At 43.6% G+C, this 17,686-nt stretch carries 10 protein-coding genes; 3 read left to right on the top strand and 7 right to left on the bottom strand.

The features are described from left to right. Positions 1–45: 45 nt before the first annotated feature. Positions 46–2,328, bottom strand: coding sequence for a formate C-acetyltransferase (pflB, locus tag L5M40_RS14800; RefSeq protein WP_028760972.1), 2,283 nt, complete (start codon positions 2,326–2,328; stop codon positions 46–48). A gap of 1,216 nt (positions 2,329–3,544) precedes the next feature. On the opposite strand from pflB, the gene focA reads away from it, so the two are divergent. After that, positions 3,545–4,540 carry a formate transporter FocA gene (gene focA / locus L5M40_RS14795; RefSeq protein ID WP_028760971.1) on the top strand — a complete coding sequence of 332 codons (996 nt, stop codon included), beginning with the start codon at positions 3,545–3,547 and terminating at the stop codon, positions 4,538–4,540. A gap of 154 nt (positions 4,541–4,694) precedes the next feature. Here focA and L5M40_RS14790 read toward each other — a convergent pair whose 3' ends face one another. The 4 genes from L5M40_RS14790 to cysK all read right to left on the bottom strand — a co-directional run bounded on the left by L5M40_RS14790 (position 4,695) and on the right by cysK (position 11,498). Beyond that, positions 4,695–7,409, bottom strand: a complete 2,715-nt coding sequence (locus tag L5M40_RS14790; RefSeq protein WP_113940758.1) for a TonB-dependent receptor plug domain-containing protein — start codon at positions 7,407–7,409, stop codon at positions 4,695–4,697. A 693-nt stretch (positions 7,410–8,102) separates the two neighbouring features. Continuing rightward, entirely contained in the window at positions 8,103–9,101 is a 999-nt protein-coding gene (locus tag L5M40_RS14785; protein ID WP_173244152.1) for a TDT family transporter, read from the bottom strand. A gap of 152 nt (positions 9,102–9,253) precedes the next feature. Then, positions 9,254–10,327 carry a methyltransferase gene (locus L5M40_RS14780; RefSeq protein ID WP_263175581.1) on the bottom strand — a complete coding sequence of 358 codons (1,074 nt, stop codon included), beginning with the start codon at positions 10,325–10,327 and terminating at the stop codon, positions 9,254–9,256. A gap of 202 nt (positions 10,328–10,529) precedes the next feature. After that, complete coding sequence (cysK, locus tag L5M40_RS14775; protein ID WP_113940761.1) at positions 10,530–11,498, bottom strand: cysteine synthase A; 969 nt, start codon at positions 11,496–11,498, stop codon at positions 10,530–10,532. Positions 11,499–11,748: 250 nt separating this feature from the next. On the opposite strand from cysK, the gene L5M40_RS14770 reads away from it, so the two are divergent. Further along, positions 11,749–12,951: an RDD family protein gene (locus L5M40_RS14770; protein WP_263175580.1), complete on the top strand. Its 1,203-nt coding sequence runs from the start codon at positions 11,749–11,751 to the stop codon at positions 12,949–12,951. Next, the gene (locus tag L5M40_RS14765; protein WP_028760965.1) at positions 12,948–14,069 is read left to right on the top strand and encodes a beta-ketoacyl-ACP synthase III; all 1,122 of its coding nucleotides are present in this window, start codon (positions 12,948–12,950) and stop codon (positions 14,067–14,069) included. Before L5M40_RS14770 ends, L5M40_RS14765 begins: the two co-directional genes overlap by 4 nt. A 100-nt stretch (positions 14,070–14,169) precedes the next feature. On the opposite strand, the gene L5M40_RS14760 is transcribed toward L5M40_RS14765, so the two are convergent. Both L5M40_RS14760 and cysZ read right to left on the bottom strand, forming a co-directional pair. After that, positions 14,170–16,611 carry a DUF5916 domain-containing protein gene (locus L5M40_RS14760; protein WP_411568999.1) on the bottom strand — a complete coding sequence of 814 codons (2,442 nt, stop codon included), beginning with the start codon at positions 16,609–16,611 and terminating at the stop codon, positions 14,170–14,172. A gap of 144 nt (positions 16,612–16,755) precedes the next feature. After that, positions 16,756–17,535: a sulfate transporter CysZ gene (gene cysZ, locus L5M40_RS14755; protein WP_263175578.1), complete on the bottom strand. Its 780-nt coding sequence runs from the start codon at positions 17,533–17,535 to the stop codon at positions 16,756–16,758. Between the last annotated feature and the right edge of the window lie 151 nt (positions 17,536–17,686).

Raw genomic sequence — 17,686 nt, 5'->3', positions numbered from 1 at the left:
AAGTGAGGCTGTAGCACAGTGTACTACAGCCTTGACTAATTTAGCTTACAGACCTTTTGTGAATGTACGCGTGATCACATCTTGTTGCTGTTCTGGTGTCAGTGAGTTAAAGCGCACTGCATAGCCAGAAACACGGATGGTCAGCTGTGGATACTTGTCTGGATGCTTAACGGCATCTTCGAGCATTTCGCGGTTCATCACGTTGACGTTCAAGTGTTGGCCACCTTCTTTTTTGTCATTGTGGTCGAAGTATCCGTCCATCAATGCCGCTAAGTTGGTACGGCGAGCATCATCATCTTTACCCAGCGCATTTGGCACGATTGAGAAGGTATAAGAAATACCGTCTTGAGCGTGGGCAAATGGGAGTTTTGCCACTGAGGTTAAAGAAGCGATTGCGCCTTTTTCATCACGGCCATGCATAGGGTTTGCACCCGGTGCAAATGGCGCACCTGAACGACGACCATCGGGTGTGTTACCGGTTTTCTTACCATAAACCACGTTTGAGGTGATGGTCAGAATTGACTGCGTTGGGATCGCATTGCGATACATTTTACGGTCACGAATTTTCGCCATAAAACGTTCAACTAAGTCACAGGCTATATCATCAACACGTGGGTCGTTGTTACCAAATTTTGGATAGTCACCGCTGATATCGAAATCAACTGCTATGCCGTTTTCATCACGAACCGGTTTTACGGTGGCGTATTTGATGGCAGACAGTGAGTCGGCTGCGATAGATAAACCCGCAATACCACAAGCCATAGTGCGACGTACGTCTCTGTCGTGCAGCGCCATAAGCGCGGCTTCGTAAGAGTACTTATCATGCATGTAGTGGATTGAGTTCAGTGCAGTGACATATTGAGTCGCTAACCAATCCATTAAACCGTCTAAGCGATTCATCACGTCATCAAAGTTGAGCACTTCGTCTGTGATCATGTCTGCTTTAGGGGCAATCTGGATTTTCAGTTTTTCGTCTACGCCGCCGTTAATCGCATACAGCATGGTTTTCGCTAAGTTAGCGCGAGCACCGAAGAACTGCATGTGTTTACCCACAACCATAGGGCTCACACAACAGGCGATTGCATAGTCGTCTGATTGGAAATCTGGACGCATTAAGTCATCGTTTTCGTATTGGATTGAGCTAGTGTCGATAGACACTTTGGCGCAATATTTTTTGAAACCGATTGGCAGTTTATCTGACCATAATACTGTGATGTTTGGCTCTGGACTTGGACCCATAGTGTAAAGGGTGTTCAAGAAACGGAAGCTTGATTTCGTCACTAACGTACGGCCATCTAAGCCCATACCGCCGATTGACTCCGTTGCCCAAATTGGGTCGCCTGAGAACAATTCGTCGTATTCAGGGGTACGTAGGAAACGCACCATACGCAATTTCATCACGAAATGGTCAACCATTTCCTGAGCTTGTTGCTCAGTTAAGGTGCCATTTTTCAGATCACGTTCAATATAGATGTCGAGGAATGAAGAGGTACGACCTAATGACATGGCAGCGCCGTTTTGGCTCTTCACTGCAGCTAAATAGCCGAAGTAAGTCCATTGGATCGCTTCTTGTGCATTGGTCGCTGGACGAGAAATATCGAAGCCATACTTGGCAGCCATTTTCTTCATTTGGCCTAATGCACGGTGTTGCTCGGCAATTTCTTCACGTAATTGGATAACGTTAGATAACTCTTCACCCGCTTCGAACTGCGCTTGCAGTGAGCTAAATTGGGCAAACTTATCTTTCATCAGGTAATCGATACCGTAAAGTGCCACACGGCGATAGTCACCAATGATACGGCCACGGCCATAGGCATCGGGTAAGCCCGTTAAAATACCTGATTTACGACAGGCCATAATTTCGGGGGTGTAAACATCGAACACACCTTGGTTATGGGTTTTGCGCAGTTCTGAATAAACGTATTTAACATCTTCATCCAGTACACGATCGTAGGCGGCGCATGAGCTTTCCACCATACGAATACCACCGTTAGGCAACATAGCGCGTTTTAGCGGCGCATCTGTTTGTAAGCCAACGATAGTTTCTAATTCTTTGTTGATATAGCCAGCGTCGTGGGAAGTGATGGTTGAAACCATCTTAGTGTCGAAATCAACAGGCGCGTGGGTACGGTTTTCCTGTTTGATGCCTTCCATGACTTTATCCCACAATTTTGTGGTCGCTTCGGTTGCACCAGCGAGGAAGGATTCGTCGCCTTCAAAAGGCGCGTAGTTTTGTTGGATAAAGTCACGTACATTGACTTCAGATTTCCAATCGCCAGGAGTAAAGCCTTCCCATGCGTTGGCAAACAGTTCAGTTTTGTCGGTCATCGTACTAATACCTTCTGGTTGAGATAAAAGGTTATTGGCGATCAGCGTTAAGCAATGCTGAGTATAAGCCAATAGCTAATTCCTGAAATAAAGCTCCCTTCATGATGACGCCCTATGATGGGAACTGGATTTTGAAGCGCTCGTCACTCCAAAAGTCTGTCTATTGATACCCGATAAGATGACAAATATTCGCTTACTTTGATTATCGGCTACTGATAAATCTTTATAATTGGTAAGACCAATTGTCCATAGGCATATTAACATAGGTCTGTCGCTATCGCATCTTAAACGGCTTGGTTTATGCTCTGTTAATCCCAAATTTGCTAGCTAGGTAGCATTTTTTTACCACAATAGGGAATACGGCACGCTTTTTAAGTTGGTGTGACATCTGAACCCCATTATCTCTTAAATCAGCCTGCCTATATTGTTCCCATTTACTGTCCACCTTTAGCGAGGATAAATCTATCCTCGTATAGGCTGATTTTGATTGGTGGGAGTCACGGCTCGATAATGGGAGCTGTCATAGTAGGCGCGGTGGTTATGATATTAAAAATAAGTTTGATGTTAGCTATTTGTATTAATTTATTTTTATTTGCTAACTTAGTGTCGATTTAGGAGATGGCATGTCATAACGCCATCAAATAAAGCATGCAATGCTTAAATCATTCAGGAAGGGTTAAAGAGTGGCTAAATACAGTAGTTTGCTATGATGCAGGCAACTTGTTACTTGCTGTTGGACTAAACTGTAAATGCTAAAGTATGGGTTATAGTGGGTTCAATTTAATGAATACCGAGATACACGCATCAAGCTATTGGTCATTTAATGTGTCATTGCTGAGGTTTGCTTGAATCTATAGCGCATTAATTTAAGCGTTAGTTCGCTAAATATGAGATGGAAACGTGCAGGATATGCATTGTATACCATCTTAATTAAGCCACATTCTCGCGATGAAAATCGGGCTGTCATGGTAAGACCAATTAACCTTTTGTGTTTTTGGCTTCAAAGTTTTCACATTTTGGGTGTGAATAGCATCACGCTTTAGCAATATCTGCTTCACAGCATAAGCGCGTTGTATGATACAAAGCGAGACTTTAGTGAATCATCATTTAAGCAAATCATTATCTCGGTTTTGATTCGTATTATCTGCGCAATGGCGCTGCTGGAGATACCTATGCTACGCGTTCAAGTTTGTTTATCTGAAGTTGGAGTTATGCAATGAAAAGCCCAAATCCATCGTCATCAGTTCCAACTGTGACAAACAGCGCACATGAAGCGCCACAGGTTTCAGCTCATTTTAGTTGTTACAATCAGGCTGAAATTTACGGGACAAGCAAAGTGGTTAAAGCACCTTGGCAGTCCTTTGGCTTAGCCGTGTTTGCTGGCGCATTTATCGCTTTAGCCTTTGTTTTTTATTTAACCGTAACCACTGGCGCAGGCGATGCGTCTTGGGGTTTAGTTCGTTTCGTTGGCGGAATAGCCTTTAGTTTAGGTTTAATTTTAGTGGTTGTTTGCGGTGGAGAACTGTTCACCAGTTCTGTGCTCAGTACCGTCGCCTGGGCACAAAAACAGGTTACTGGCGCTGAATTACTCAAATGTTGGTGCCGCGTATATGCTGGCAATTTTGTCGGCGCCATGTTGATGGTTTGCTTGATCACTGCCGCAGGTATGTATGATCTCGATGGTGGTAATTGGGGATTAAATGCCCTTAAAGTGGCACAGCACAAACTGCACCATACTTGGATTCAAGCCTTTAGTTTAGGCATTTTATGTAACATGTTGGTGTGTTTAGGTGTGTGGATGACCTTTGCTAGTCGTGATGTACTGACGAAATCGTTACTGTTAATTTTACCTGTGGCTATGTTCGTTAGTAGTGGCTTTGAACACAGTATCGCTAACCTGTTTATGGTGCCTATGGGCATGATGATCCAATCAATCGCCAGCCCAGAGTTCTTCGTGTCTTTAGGGGTAACTCAAGCACAATTTGCCGATTTAACCGTGGCAAACTTTATATTCAATAATTTAATACCAGTAACCTTAGGCAATATTGTCGGTGGCGGTGTGATTGTTGGTTTAGGTTATTGGTGGATAGAGCAGGGTAAAGTCACCTTGGCTGAACCACATAAAGCTCATCATGAACACTTTTCTGCACCACATTCACATGCTGAAAAATCTCAGCATCAGAGTGAGATTAAGCTGACTAAACATTCCTAAAACGTCTTTAATTATCAGTCTGAAGTGAAAGTGCCCAGCAGGTAGCTGGGCACTTTTTTATGTCGGTTTTCTATGATGTGTAAATGATGAAGTAAATAAAAACGGCATCCGAAGATGCCGTTTTTTGATTAGGTTCTAACTAATCAACACCATATTAGAATTTAACTTCGCCTTCGATAAACCATTCACGACCACGCGCATCATATGATGAACGGTTATAGTGTGGCCAGGCTGTATCTGTTGGATCAAAGTTTGGTCCAGCATTAAATAAGTTCATTACACCGCCAGTCACTTTAATTGCGTCTGTGATGTTATAAGCCGATGTTAAGTTCCACTTCGTTTGTGATGCAATTTCGTTTGCACTTTCATCGAATGCCAAACCTTTATCTAATGCAGCTTTTTTAAACGATTTATATCCAACACCATGCATTCTTGCTGTGTGGTAAGCACCTAAAGTTGTTTCAAAATCGTTTATATACCAACCTAAAATGATATTGGCTTTATATTGCGGTAAACCACCATCATCGATGTCATCATCAATTGCTGCTGTAGGATCTGTTTGTCCTTCAGAAAGAAGAATATAAGTACCATTAAAGTTTAGTTTTAACTCACCAAAGTCAGCGACATCCCATCCGTAACCAGTGGTTAAGTCAATACCACGAACTTTCTGATAAGCAAGGTTTTGTGCGACGGTATTAATGTGAGTAATAGTACCTAATGCGTCACGGGTGATCATGTTTGCATAAGTTTCATATTCACGAGCAGCTTTGCTTGCAGAGATGTCACTTACCATGTCATCCAGTTTCCACTCCCAAATATCGAGTGAAGCATTTAAGCTATCGCCACCATATACAGCACCTATGTTGGCTGTATAGCCTGTTTCAGCGCTAAGATCTTTGTTAGCACCAGTAGTGATATCAATATTGAGTTCATTACAGATTTTGTTCAGTGTTGGATCTGGATTTTTCTGAGATGGAGTTCCACCTAGAGCTTGGCACTGTTTAAAATCAATGATATTGCTATATGCTTTAGTTGCATCTCCATATACGCGATGCATATCTGGTGCGCGGAACACTTTACTGATAGAGCCACGAACTAATAATTCATCAAGTGGACGATACTCCACGGTTAATTGAGGCGACAAATTTCCACCGAAATCATCATATCGGTCATAACGTAAGGCCGCATCAAGTGTTAAGTCCTCAAGAACTGGAAGCTTTAATTCCATATAGGTTGCCCAGTATGAACGCTCACCAGCACCTGATGAACCACCACGGCTTAGAATATTGCCTTTAACAGATTCTGAGTCAGATTCTGATGAGTAGTCTTGAGTGGTATATTCTGCCCCAAAAGCAAAGTCAGCTGAACCTGCTGGCAGTTCAAATGCTGGACCTGTGATATTTGCTTGAATATTTTTTTGAGTTGATTGAGCTTTTTCAAACGGAGTGTACGCTATACCGCTGACATCATTTGTGCTGATTGGCGCAAGCAGTGATTTACCGTCAGTGCCTTGAGCTAGATAATTAAATAATCCACCCACAGTCGCAAAGCCACTATTGAATACATCCACATTAGTACGGCCGTAATTTACGGATGTATCCCAACTATAATCATCAGCGATCACGCCTTCCAAGCCCGCGGTGAAGAAATAGTTACGGGTACTTGTTTCTCCTGCGCGGTTGCCGAATTCGTGCAAACGACGAATATAGTTGTAGTCACCATTTTCGGCATTTTTAAAATCTCCACCAAGACCTGTATTCTTGTCGAATGTCTTTGTCAGTGAATCATCTAAATCAACGCCTAAAGTTACTTTGTCTCCTGCAACATTGACTGTGTAGTTATCGATACCCATAGGTTCGATACGTGTTGTTGATTTTGCTTCTGCAAAATCAAGACGTCCTACAAAGTTCAAATTATCTGCAAGTTCATAGTTAAAGTTCGTTGAACTGATAAAACGAGTGCTTTCTGGTGATAGATCGCGCCACTTTGAGCGATCAAAGCCACATGCGCTACCTGTCCAAAGAAAACCGCCCGCTTCGCATTCACTCGCAGTTAGGACACGTTGGCCTTTTGGTGTTGTTCCACCAGCAGGTTTTTTACCTGTAATGCCAGCCCCATATGAGCTGTATTGTGAATATTTACTATAAGGTACTTTGTCTGTATCTAATCCAAAAACAGCTCTATCAGTTGCATTCAAACGCTCAGTATCAGTAAATTCGATGAAGGTTGAGACGTTACCACGTTCGGAAGATGAACCCAGAGATAGCGCAATTCGATCGCTTCCACCACCGCCTTCAGTAGTATCACCATGTCGATATTTTAATGCGACGCCATCAAAATCTCTTTTTAAAATAATGTTTACTACGCCACCAACAGCATCTGCACCATAAATTGCTGAACCACCAGATTGTAATATCTCAATACGAGCAACAGCTTCCATTGGTAAGTTTGCGGTATCAACAAAGTTGTCTGTACCACCTGCTGGTTTAGGATATTGGTTGAGACGTTTACCGTTAATCAATGTTAGCGTTCTGCTTGCACCCGCATTACGTAAACTGATTGATGACGCAGCTGGTGTAAAACCATGTACTGATTGAGTTGTCATTGCTCCTGTTGTTGAAGTCAGGCTCTGCAATGCATCTTGTACGTTAGTAAAACCTTGTTTTGCCATATCATCAGCACTTAGTACTGTAACTGGGGTTGCGGTTTCCATATCGGTACGCTTAATACGTGAACCTGTTACTTCAATACGTTCAACTTTGGCACCATCTTCAGCTGCATATACTATCGAAGTGGTTAACGCGGCAGTAGCTGCTCCGCTTATTAATGCAAAGCGAACGGCTTTGGCTAATGTAGAATTTGCACGCATTTTATTCTCCCTTAACACATGTTGTATGTTTATTTTTTATTTTTCTTAAATGGTTACTTATGTAAAGAATTAAGCTCTCATTTAATTGAGTTCAGGATATAACCACAAGAAAATAACAAGTGCAACATTGGTCATGCTGGAGTTTTGTTTAAAATTTGTTATTTACTCTCTTTTTAAAATGCAGATATAAGTAGGGTGTGTGTGTAATCGGTGGCAGATAAGGTTTTAATCTGAGGGTTTTGTTTTTTATTTGGCTTTTTGTTTTTATTATTGGTTCTTTGTGTTTTTTTATTGTTGCTATTTTTTTGTTTTATTGTGTTTTAATTTTGTTGTTTTCAATAATAGTTTGAAACTATTTTATGTGAAAAAGTAAAAATTAATAACGATATGGTTTGTCATTCCATATATTTTAGATTGGATGATTGAGGAGTGTTATCAATAAGGGTTTTCATGCGGTTTAATTTTGTATGGTGATATTTTTACACCGCGTCAGGAAGCTAGAAGTAAAATTATGGAATGAAATGTTGTAAAGAGTAAAAACTAATCAAATGCTATTTCTGATTATTTAATTTTGACTGTTTAAATATAAAATTTAAGTGAATATCTATTCACTTCAATTTCGGTTTATTGTTTAGTTTTTTGAGTGAACAATTCATTTGTATGGTTAATGATTTTTACAAAAAGCTGTTCTGTTTATTTGCTATTTAGAACTGATTTGTGCTCTACCACGTTAAATTGCAGTGGAAAGTAGTGTCCTAAATAACGTAGGGCGACATAGGCAACCACTAAGGTGGCGATTACCAGTTCGAATTCTGCTAAGTATTTTATCCATATCGCTAACTCACCCATGTTATTGAACTGCGTTAACCAAGCTGCGGTTTTAAAGAGGGCGGTTGCACCGATCACCATAGGGAAGGTAAAGGCTGCGTAGCCTGGGCTAAAGGGCAGTTTTAGTAGGTGAAAGAAGGCCAAGTAGATGATGCTGGTCATCAGAATGGCGATACTCAGTAGTAAGGCGACTAAGGGAATTGATGCCTGCTCACAAACAGTCAGATAGCCCGCGAGTGATAAACTGGCGGGAGCTGCAAGAATGGCAATGGTTGGTTTAGCGGCATCAGGTATCGTCTGACAGAAAATGAGGCGATAGAGCATCAAAGGCAGCATGATTAAGTAGGCTAACATTCCAAAAACCAAAATGGCGTTTGCTAACCATTGGTAATCAGACACAGGGAAAGACACCGCCGCGACGATAATGCCAATCGGTGGTACAAACCAGCTTGGAACCATGTGCTCGAGTTTAAAATCGATGGCGCGAAAGTAGATAAACGCGCTTAGGAAGATCACATGGATACCAATGGCGACTAGCCACAGAGTTAAGCCTGCATGGGGGAAATAATCGCCGAGTGATTTAGACACCACCATCAAGCCCATGGCGAAGGTGGGGATCACACTACCAATCACTGGGTGGCTTAGCTCGTCCTTTAAAATATTAGGATGAAGCATGAATTTACCCATGAGCAATAACAGTAACACAGAGGCTATGATGGCCCCTGTGAGTTGTCCTGCGCCATTAAGTGAAGGTGTCATGTTCTCCCATGTCCAACCTAAGCTGGCAATTGCCAGTGCCAACCCAGCCATAGGGCTGGGAAGTTTAGCTGCGTGGGATGTCCAGCGTTTGCGTTTTGAAGTCATTTTGAATACCTCTCAATACTGACAATGCTTAACATCGCTTTTTTAGGGCGCTGTTTTGATGTATTTAGTGTACTGCGGGTATCAATGATAAATAAATTTGATTAATTTTATTCATTGCATAAGTTTTGTTTACTTTGATGTTGCTATTAAACTTAAGGTTTGAGTTTACAACGCAGTAGCGTGTGCCCTAGGCCAAGATTGTCTGTATCTTCATCCACATACAGTCCCGCTTGGTGAAGCTGGGCCAATAAATCCTTAGAGTGATACATGCGGCTGTTGCCATTGGCCATGGCGCTGAAATAGAGGCTAGTGGCATTTACGCAATAGGCGGAGGCGGCCGATGGCTGTCTATCCCAAAAGGTTTCGACGATAAAGAGTTGGCTGCTTGATGTCATTGCCTTTGCCGTGCGTTGTAAAATGCTCAGGATTTGGCTTTTTGAGAAGCAATCCAGAAATTGACTCATCCAGTAAGTATCGGCGCCTTCGACAAAGGGTAGTGAGTCGTCCAGCAGATCGGTGGCAAAGGTATGCACGCGTGCTGCAAAACCTCGTGCGAGTGCATTTTGTGTGGCTACCTCTAGTTGCCCCGGAAAATCCATAATCGTGACTTCAACGCTTGCGTCATAATCACAGCAGCTCAGTGCCCATTTTCCCGTATTGCCGCCTATATCCACTAAATGGCTTGGCTTATGGGCAAACACTAATGGCAGAAGCTGTGGAAAGGCATGATCCGAATAGTAATGATCGAAGGCAAACCAGCTCTGTTTCGCTTTGGGTGGTAGATCTTTTAAGGCAGGGTAGATGGTATTCCAGTCACCGAACACCTTAAGTCCTGCGGCCTTGCCTTCGAGTAGCGCGGTATCAAGGTTAAAAAGGCCTTGATAGCAAACATCCTGCACAAAGTTAAGATTGATGGCTGCCATGTCGTCATGGAGTAAAAAGTGCCCAGTTTTGTCGAGCACATAGCCATTTTCATTTTGCCAAACGAGACCCATACTGAGCCCCATATCCAGCAAGACTCCAAGGGCGTACTCGCTCAGTGGTGTCGATTGGCTTAGCTCGGCGGCAGTGATCCCATGCTCGGCCGCTTTATCTATTTGGGCTAGCACATCGAATTTGAGTAGGCAGTGGGCGACTTGAAAGCTGATGGGGCCAAAGGCAATTTTTTGAGCTTCAAACTTCGCATTGAAGGCGCTGATATTACTTGGTGTTCGGTAAAAAGACATAAAAAGGAATGAATTGGCGAGCGGGTCCGTTCTTTATAACCAAGTTAGCCGTGAAAGCCAGTTGAGATACGAAGAACTATGAGCTGTATCCAAACTTGAGCAGTAACTTGTTTATGCTCTGTAATCGAGATCTAAATAATGGAATGCCATAAATAAAAATACCCAGCCAAAGCTGGGTATTTTAAGGACGATAAAACGTCGTTTATTGAACGTTTTCTTCGTCGCCGAATTGGCCTTGGAACAAGACTGAAGATAGGTAACGCTCGGCTGCCGATGGTAAAATCACCACAATGGTTTTGCCTGCAAACTCTGGCAACTCAGCGATGCGGTTTGCGGCGACAACGGCGGCACCCGATGAAATACCCACTAAAATGCCTTCTTCTTGCATTAAGCGGCGGGCCATGTCGATGGCTTCATCGTTAGTTACAGCTTCAACACGGTCAATCAATTCTAAATCTAAGTTACCTGGGATAAAGCCAGCACCAATACCTTGGATTTTATGCGGCCCTGGTTGCACAGGTAAACCCGCTAAGGTTTGAGCTATAACAGGAGAATCTGCTGGCTCAACCGCCACAGAGGTGATGGTTTTACCGGCCACTTTTTTCAAGTAACGGCTTACACCAGTAATTGTACCGCCAGTACCTACACCAGCAACAAACACATCCACTTCACCATCGGTATCATTCCAGATTTCTGGACCTGTGGTTTTTTCATGGATTTCCGGGTTAGCAGGGTTATTAAACTGCTGCAATAAAATGTATTTTTCAGGAGCCGATTGGCGAATTTCTTCCGCTTTATCAATCGCACCTTTCATGCCTTTCGCGCCTTCAGTCAGCACGAGAGTTGCACCTAGGGCTTTGAGTAGCTTACGACGCTCTAAACTCATGGTATTTGGCATGGTCAGGGTCAGTTTATAGCCACGGGCCGCGGCAACATACGCTAATGCAATACCTGTGTTGCCTGATGTAGGCTCAATCAGCTCGTGATTTTTTGTTAATAGACCTTTCTTCTCGGCATCCCAAATCATATTGGCACCGATACGGCATTTAACACTGAAACTTGGGTTACGGGCTTCGACTTTGGCCAGCACTTTACCTTGGCTAACACGGTTTAAACGTACTAGCGGTGTATTACCAATAGTATATGAATTATCTTCGAAAATTTTGCTCATGGATTGCTTGCTCCTATGTTGGCACTACTGAATCATAATCTGCTGTGGCGCTTTTAGAAGTGATTGTTTGTTCTTCTTTATTCGATTTGGTTATTAAAGGGTGTGCTGTTATTCGCAAACCCTGATTGGCAGCCAGTTTAACTGTGTTAACCTCTTGCTAACATAAAAAAGATTGTGGCATTAACAGGGATAACTTCTTGATGTCTCAATCGTAAAACTAGCCTATCACTCGTATCGGACAAGCGCAAAGATGAAGCAGCAACAAATGGATCTGGGTAAAGATCCAAAAACGATGGTAACACCAAAGGCATTTACCATTGCAGCAGCCGTGTTATATACCCCATTGGCGACACCGTTGAAGCGGATGTTAGCCATACTGATTGATGGTTTGCTGATCACTGTGTTAGCTGAGCAGATGGATTGGATGTTTGTCTTGCTGGTGGTCAGTATTATCTGGATTGAAAAGCGCAGTCGTAAGTTTGGTCGTTTATTAAAGTGGGGACTTTATGCCCTGATGTTGGTTTTTATGTTGCTGACAACCGCCAATAATCTGTTTGATTTTAATGGAACAGACGTTAAAAGCAGTGAGGGAGTAGAGCAACAATTGGCATTAGGTGAACAAATCATTACGTCACTACCAGCATTGATGTCGTTGAGCCAGTGCAATAATTATGCTTGTGGTAAAACTCAAGTTCAATCCCTACATGAAGCGATAAAAAGCGCTTCAGGATCAAAGGGTATGACAGAAAATGATCAACGTGAAATAGTGCTAGCAACCATAGCCAACAGTAGTTTGCCTGCCATAGACAGTGAAAAGTTACAGGCGGAAGTGCTTAATGGCAGCTTATGGCCTGTTATTACGCTTCCTGTTGAGTTGGCGACAACAGATTATCCGCCTGAGCCACTTCAGCCTATTCAAGCTATTTCGCCGGATGTACAGCCGCAAAGCGCGGTGGCTGATGCAGTGAATGTGAGCTCTTCGCAATATTCTCGCCTCAGAACCGTTGATGAAGCTACAAGCCATAGTGTTGTCGCTTGGGTTAAAGGCTTTCTGAGTGATATGGGGCTGGGTTTTGGGTGGGCAGCGTTTTACTTTACCGTCTTTACTGCACGATTTGATGGTCAAACCTTAGGTAAGAAGATGCTGGGCATTCGGGTGATCCAGCTCGATGGTGCCAACATCAGTTTATGGGCCGCGTTTGGCCGTTATGGTGGCTATGCCGCAGGCTTTACCACAGGCTTACTTGGCTTTATGCAAATATTTTGGGATGCCAATCGGCAGGGGATCCAAGATAAAATATCTTCAACAGTCGTGATAGACTTAGTGCAAATGCATAAAAAGCAACGATTAGAGCAACAAGCGCAGGGGCAAAATGAGTTAGCACCTGTGCTTACGAGTGATGATGCATCCTCTGCTCACCTTACAACCAGTACCCGTTTGGAGCATTTATGAAACAGGTCGTCATTTCGGGGAGTGGCCTATTTACGCCGCCCCACAGTATTTCCAATGAAGCCTTAGTTGAGAGCTTCAATGCTTATGTGGATATTTTCAATCTTGAAAATGCAGGCTTAATTGAGCAAGGCCATGTTGCGGCTTTGTCCTATTCATCGAGCGAGTTTATTGAAAAAGCCTCAGGCATCAAGCACAGATATGTGATGGTGAAAGAGGGCATTCTGGATCCCGAAGTCATGATGCCGTTGATTCCTGAGCGCAGTAGTGACGAATTATCGATGCAGGCCGAGATTGGCCTTGAAGCTGCCTTGATGGCACTAAAGAATGCCAATCTCAAGGCTGAGCAAATTGACTTAGTGATTGTTGCCTGTGCTTATACTCAGCGTGCGTATCCTGCTATGGCGATTGAAATTCAACGTGCACTGGGTACGCGGGGTTATGGTTACGACATGCAGGTAGCGTGTTCATCGGCGACGTTTGCAATTGTCGCCGCGGCTAATGCCATTGCTACGGGTTCTGCCTCAAGAGTGCTAGTGATCAACCCTGAAATTTGCTCGGCACAGGTGAATTATCGCGACCGTGACAGCCATTTTATCTTCGGTGATGTGGCGACGGCTCTGGTACTGGAAGAACAAAGCTTAGCCCAGTCTGACCATGTGTTTAAGATCCTCTCAAGCCGCTGTTTTACCGATTACTCGAACAATATTCGTAGTAATTTTGGCTTTTTGAACCGCTGCGATCCGAGTGCGGCCCATCAAGCCGATAAGTTATTCCACCAACAAGGGCGCAAGGTATTTAAAGAGCTGTTGCCGATGATTTATCAACATTTGGATGAACATCTGGCCGAACAAGCGTTAACGCCACAGTCCTTCAAACGTTTATGGTTACATCAAGCCAACATCAACATGAATCAGTTCGTGGTGAGAAAGCTGTTAGGGGATGATGTGTCAGCTGAACAAGCGCCCGTGGTGTTAGATGAATACGCCAATACGGCTTCCGCGGGTTCTGTTATTGCATTTCACAAGTTTTCCGGTGACTTTAAGACTGGCGATTTAGGTTTATTGAGTTCGTTTGGCGCAGGATATTCTATTGGCAGTGTTATTCTGCAGAAGGTCTAAGATTCTCACCGTCATAATAAAAAGCCCACATCGAGGAAGATGTGGGCTTTTTTATGTCAGTTGTTTGCCTAAGTTGCTTTCTGTTTAAGGCAATGATTGTTTATAGCAGCCATGCGTAACTTAACTTCATAAAGTAGGTTTTCTCGTCCCGCGTCAGGCGGCTTAACTCATCATTAGCCTGCAAACTATCAGAGTATCCGAGGTAGAACACACTCTGCGGATTGAGTTTATAACCGTAGAGGAGCTCATTGCCTAAATGCGCTTCCTCACTCTGCGGCGCCGAATATAAATACTGCGCCACATTGCGATTTATCCGGGTGTAAATGCTAGAAAGGCGAATAAAACTGTGTAGACTGAATTGCCAGTTGAGGCGTACATCGCTCAGATTAGCGGTAAAAAGCGCACCTTGTTCCACATCCATTTGCTGATAAAGATGGGATATATCGATAGAAAGTCCATTAGCAATTTTCCAATTGATACTCGGGTTCATTTGCGTTTTAGTGCCCAGCCTATCATTGATAAAATCAATTTCATCGCCGTAGTACATTTCAAGCTCCATACTCAGGGGCGATAACGGGGTTACTGTGCCATAAAACCACACTTGGGTTTCATCATATAGTTGACTATTTCCGGCGATAGTGAACAGTGAAGCATCGCGGCGAGGGCCCACACGTTCACGGGTTTCTACACCAAAGGTGATTTCGCTTTGTAATGCGCCGAGGATTTCGATGTAGGCTTCATACTCTTCTTCAAGTTGTTCGCCTGCTTGGTTATGAGTGATATCCCAATCTCCCGCTAATTCCACCTTGTTAAAGGTGCCCGTAGGATACCAAATCAAACCCGCACCAGCCTCAAAGGTGCGGTAATCGATTTTTTCGACAAAGCCTAAATCGGCACGAAAATCGGGATCAACGGCATTGTATTCACTGTAAGCAAACCAATTTCGCTCTTCGTGTTTAAAGGTTAACTGATATAAATTACCGCCAAAGCGGCTATCAGATTTGCTACGTAATACTTGTTCGTTGAGTTGGCAGTGACCGAGTTCGCAATCAAGCTGAGATTGGCCACAGGGCAACCCATTACTAGGGTCATTTTCAGTATCAGTACAAAATTGACGATAGACTCCCGTGGGGTATTGAGTATCCGATTGGGCCACTTGTGCAGTGAAACTGTCCTGTGGTGTTGGTTGATATTTCGCATCCAGACTAATGACATAGTTGTGGTAATCGGGTTGGCTGTTGATCTCATAGTGCGGGTTATTTGTTGTACCATTGTGAGTGTTGTCACTGCTTGTTTTCGCGGTAAGTAATCCGCCGATGGAGAAGGTTTTGCTCATGTCGAAACGATAACGTCCCGCAAGGTTCAAACTTTCTTGATCAAGCGAGGCAACCTCTGAGCTTAAATTTCCCGGTACCAAAAACGTGGTTTGGCTATCGTTACTCGCTAGCAGAGCTAAGGTGTGATCATCGCTCTTACTTGTCAGTTTGATACCATAGTCAGGTGCAACAATATTGCGGGTGTGCAGCAGATTCACCTGTGTGTCGAAATAGTCTTTATTATCCAAAAAGAACGGCCGTTTCTCATCATAGAACAAGGAGAAAGTGCTGTTCACATCGAGCTGGCCAGCATCGGATTCCACTTGGGAAAAATCGGGATTAATGGTGGCATTGAGTAAGGTGCTGGAATTAATGCCCCAGCGCAAGTCTACACCTGGCTCGAGATTGTTATCAGCTTCCCAGCCATCCGCCTGTTTATGTTCGTTACGGTTGGCGATAAAAGTCGGGGTGATTTGTACATCCTGTCCTTGTTCTGCCCCCGCCAAGCCAGAAGCCACACCTAACTGACAAAGTTGACAACTCGTATTACGGTCAATCTTATGGGTCGATAGGCGATGTTTTTCATTGCGTGGATAATAACGAATTAACTCAAAGCCCCATTCTTGCAGGCTTTTCTTGTCGTCAAAGTTGAACAGTCTCAGTGGTAACTCGACTTCGACCTGATAGCCATCGGCGGTGATTTTGCCTGCGGATTTCCAAATACCATCCCATGCTTCGCTTTCTTCACCCGTTAGTTCGTTTTCAATTGAGTCTAATTGCACGCCAAGGGGATTAATAAAAAATTGGTATGCTAAACGGGCATTATTAAAAGTATCGAGTTTAATTCCGACTAAATCATCACTCCACAGCTTGTCTCTGTCCTTGAGTGTGGCGCGAATGAGTTTGGGATTAATGTCTTTGGCAGTAAATGCCACAAAAAGACTGGTTTTAGTCGCATAGACTCGCGCCTCGGTTTTCACTAATGCGGCAATGTTTTCCCCTGGTTGGGTTTCGTATTTGAGCTCTGTGACTGCGGCTTGTTGCCAAATGGCATCGTCCAACTCACCGTCGATATTGGCAGCACTGTTAAGTGTTGGAATGGCTAACTGAAATTGGCTGGCATAGCCAGCAAGACAAGTTACAGGTAGAAAAGTAAGACTAGATAAGATGATGGCTAAGATTGATTTCAACAAAAAAGACTCAAATAACACATTCGTGGCGCGCATTTTGCCAGAAAATGTGAAGTTAACAATAGCCAGTAATTGTTACAAGGTTTGCGTTGATTTTAACGAGGCGAAACATGATTGGATTATTGGGTCTAAAAAAATTGGGGAGCAGTGCTGAGCCATGACTCAGCACTGCTGGTGTTACTACTCGGGTGCGATGGCATGGTTGCGATACGCTTCACGATACTTATCGACCCACATGGCCGTCGCGCCACAAATCGCCACTGGCATGACGATAAAGTTGACTATGGGGATCATCGAAAATAGCGTCACAGTGGCGCCAAAGCTAAAACTGGTGCCACGGGTTTGATTCAAGGCAAAGCGCATATCTTTAAAACTGACCTTGTGGTTATCGAAGGTATAATCGCAGTACTGAATCGCCATCATCCAAGCGCTGAACAGAAACCATAAAATCGGCGCCAGCGTCTGGCCTACCATAGGCACTAAAAACAATAACAAAAATACCAGTGCGCGGGGCAGATAGTATTTGAGTTTGATCCACTCACGCCCAAGGATACGCGGTAAGTCTTTGATTAAATCAATACCAGAACCGGTATTCAGCTGCTTACCAGTTAACAACTGCTCGACTTTTTCAGCCAACAGACCATTAAAGGGGGCGGCGAGCCAGTTCATGACGGAGCTAAATACAAAAGCAAGCATCACCAGCATAGTGGTGACGGCGAGTGGCCAAAGTAAAAAGTTTAACCAGCTTAAGTACTCAGGGAGCTGGGCATTCATCCAAGTGAATAGCGTATCTAACTGGCCTATGGCTACATAAATGACGCCAGCAAACAGCAGAAGGTTAATCATTAGCGGAATAAATACGAAAGTGCGCAGGCCTTTACGTGTGATTAAACCAAAGCCATCGAGAAAATAATTAACGCCACTTTTGGCTGGGAAGGGCAAGGTTTTTTTCTGTGTCATATCGTTTTTCCAAAAAGTTAAGCGACAGCTATATGCGATTGTGATCAACTCATGGACAGATGACAAGCTAAAAGCCGCATGAATTCAATAAAAAGCGTTACAAAATGCTGCCTGCTTTGTTAAAGTTGCCAGCAGAATGCATTTGCACCGC

Source organism: Shewanella sp. SM68 (genome assembly GCF_025653925.1).
In the GTDB taxonomy this organism is placed as follows: domain Bacteria; phylum Pseudomonadota; class Gammaproteobacteria; order Enterobacterales; family Shewanellaceae; genus Shewanella; species Shewanella oncorhynchi.
Note: the sequence above shows the minus strand (reverse complement) of the source record. Positions and strands in the feature narration are given on the sequence as shown.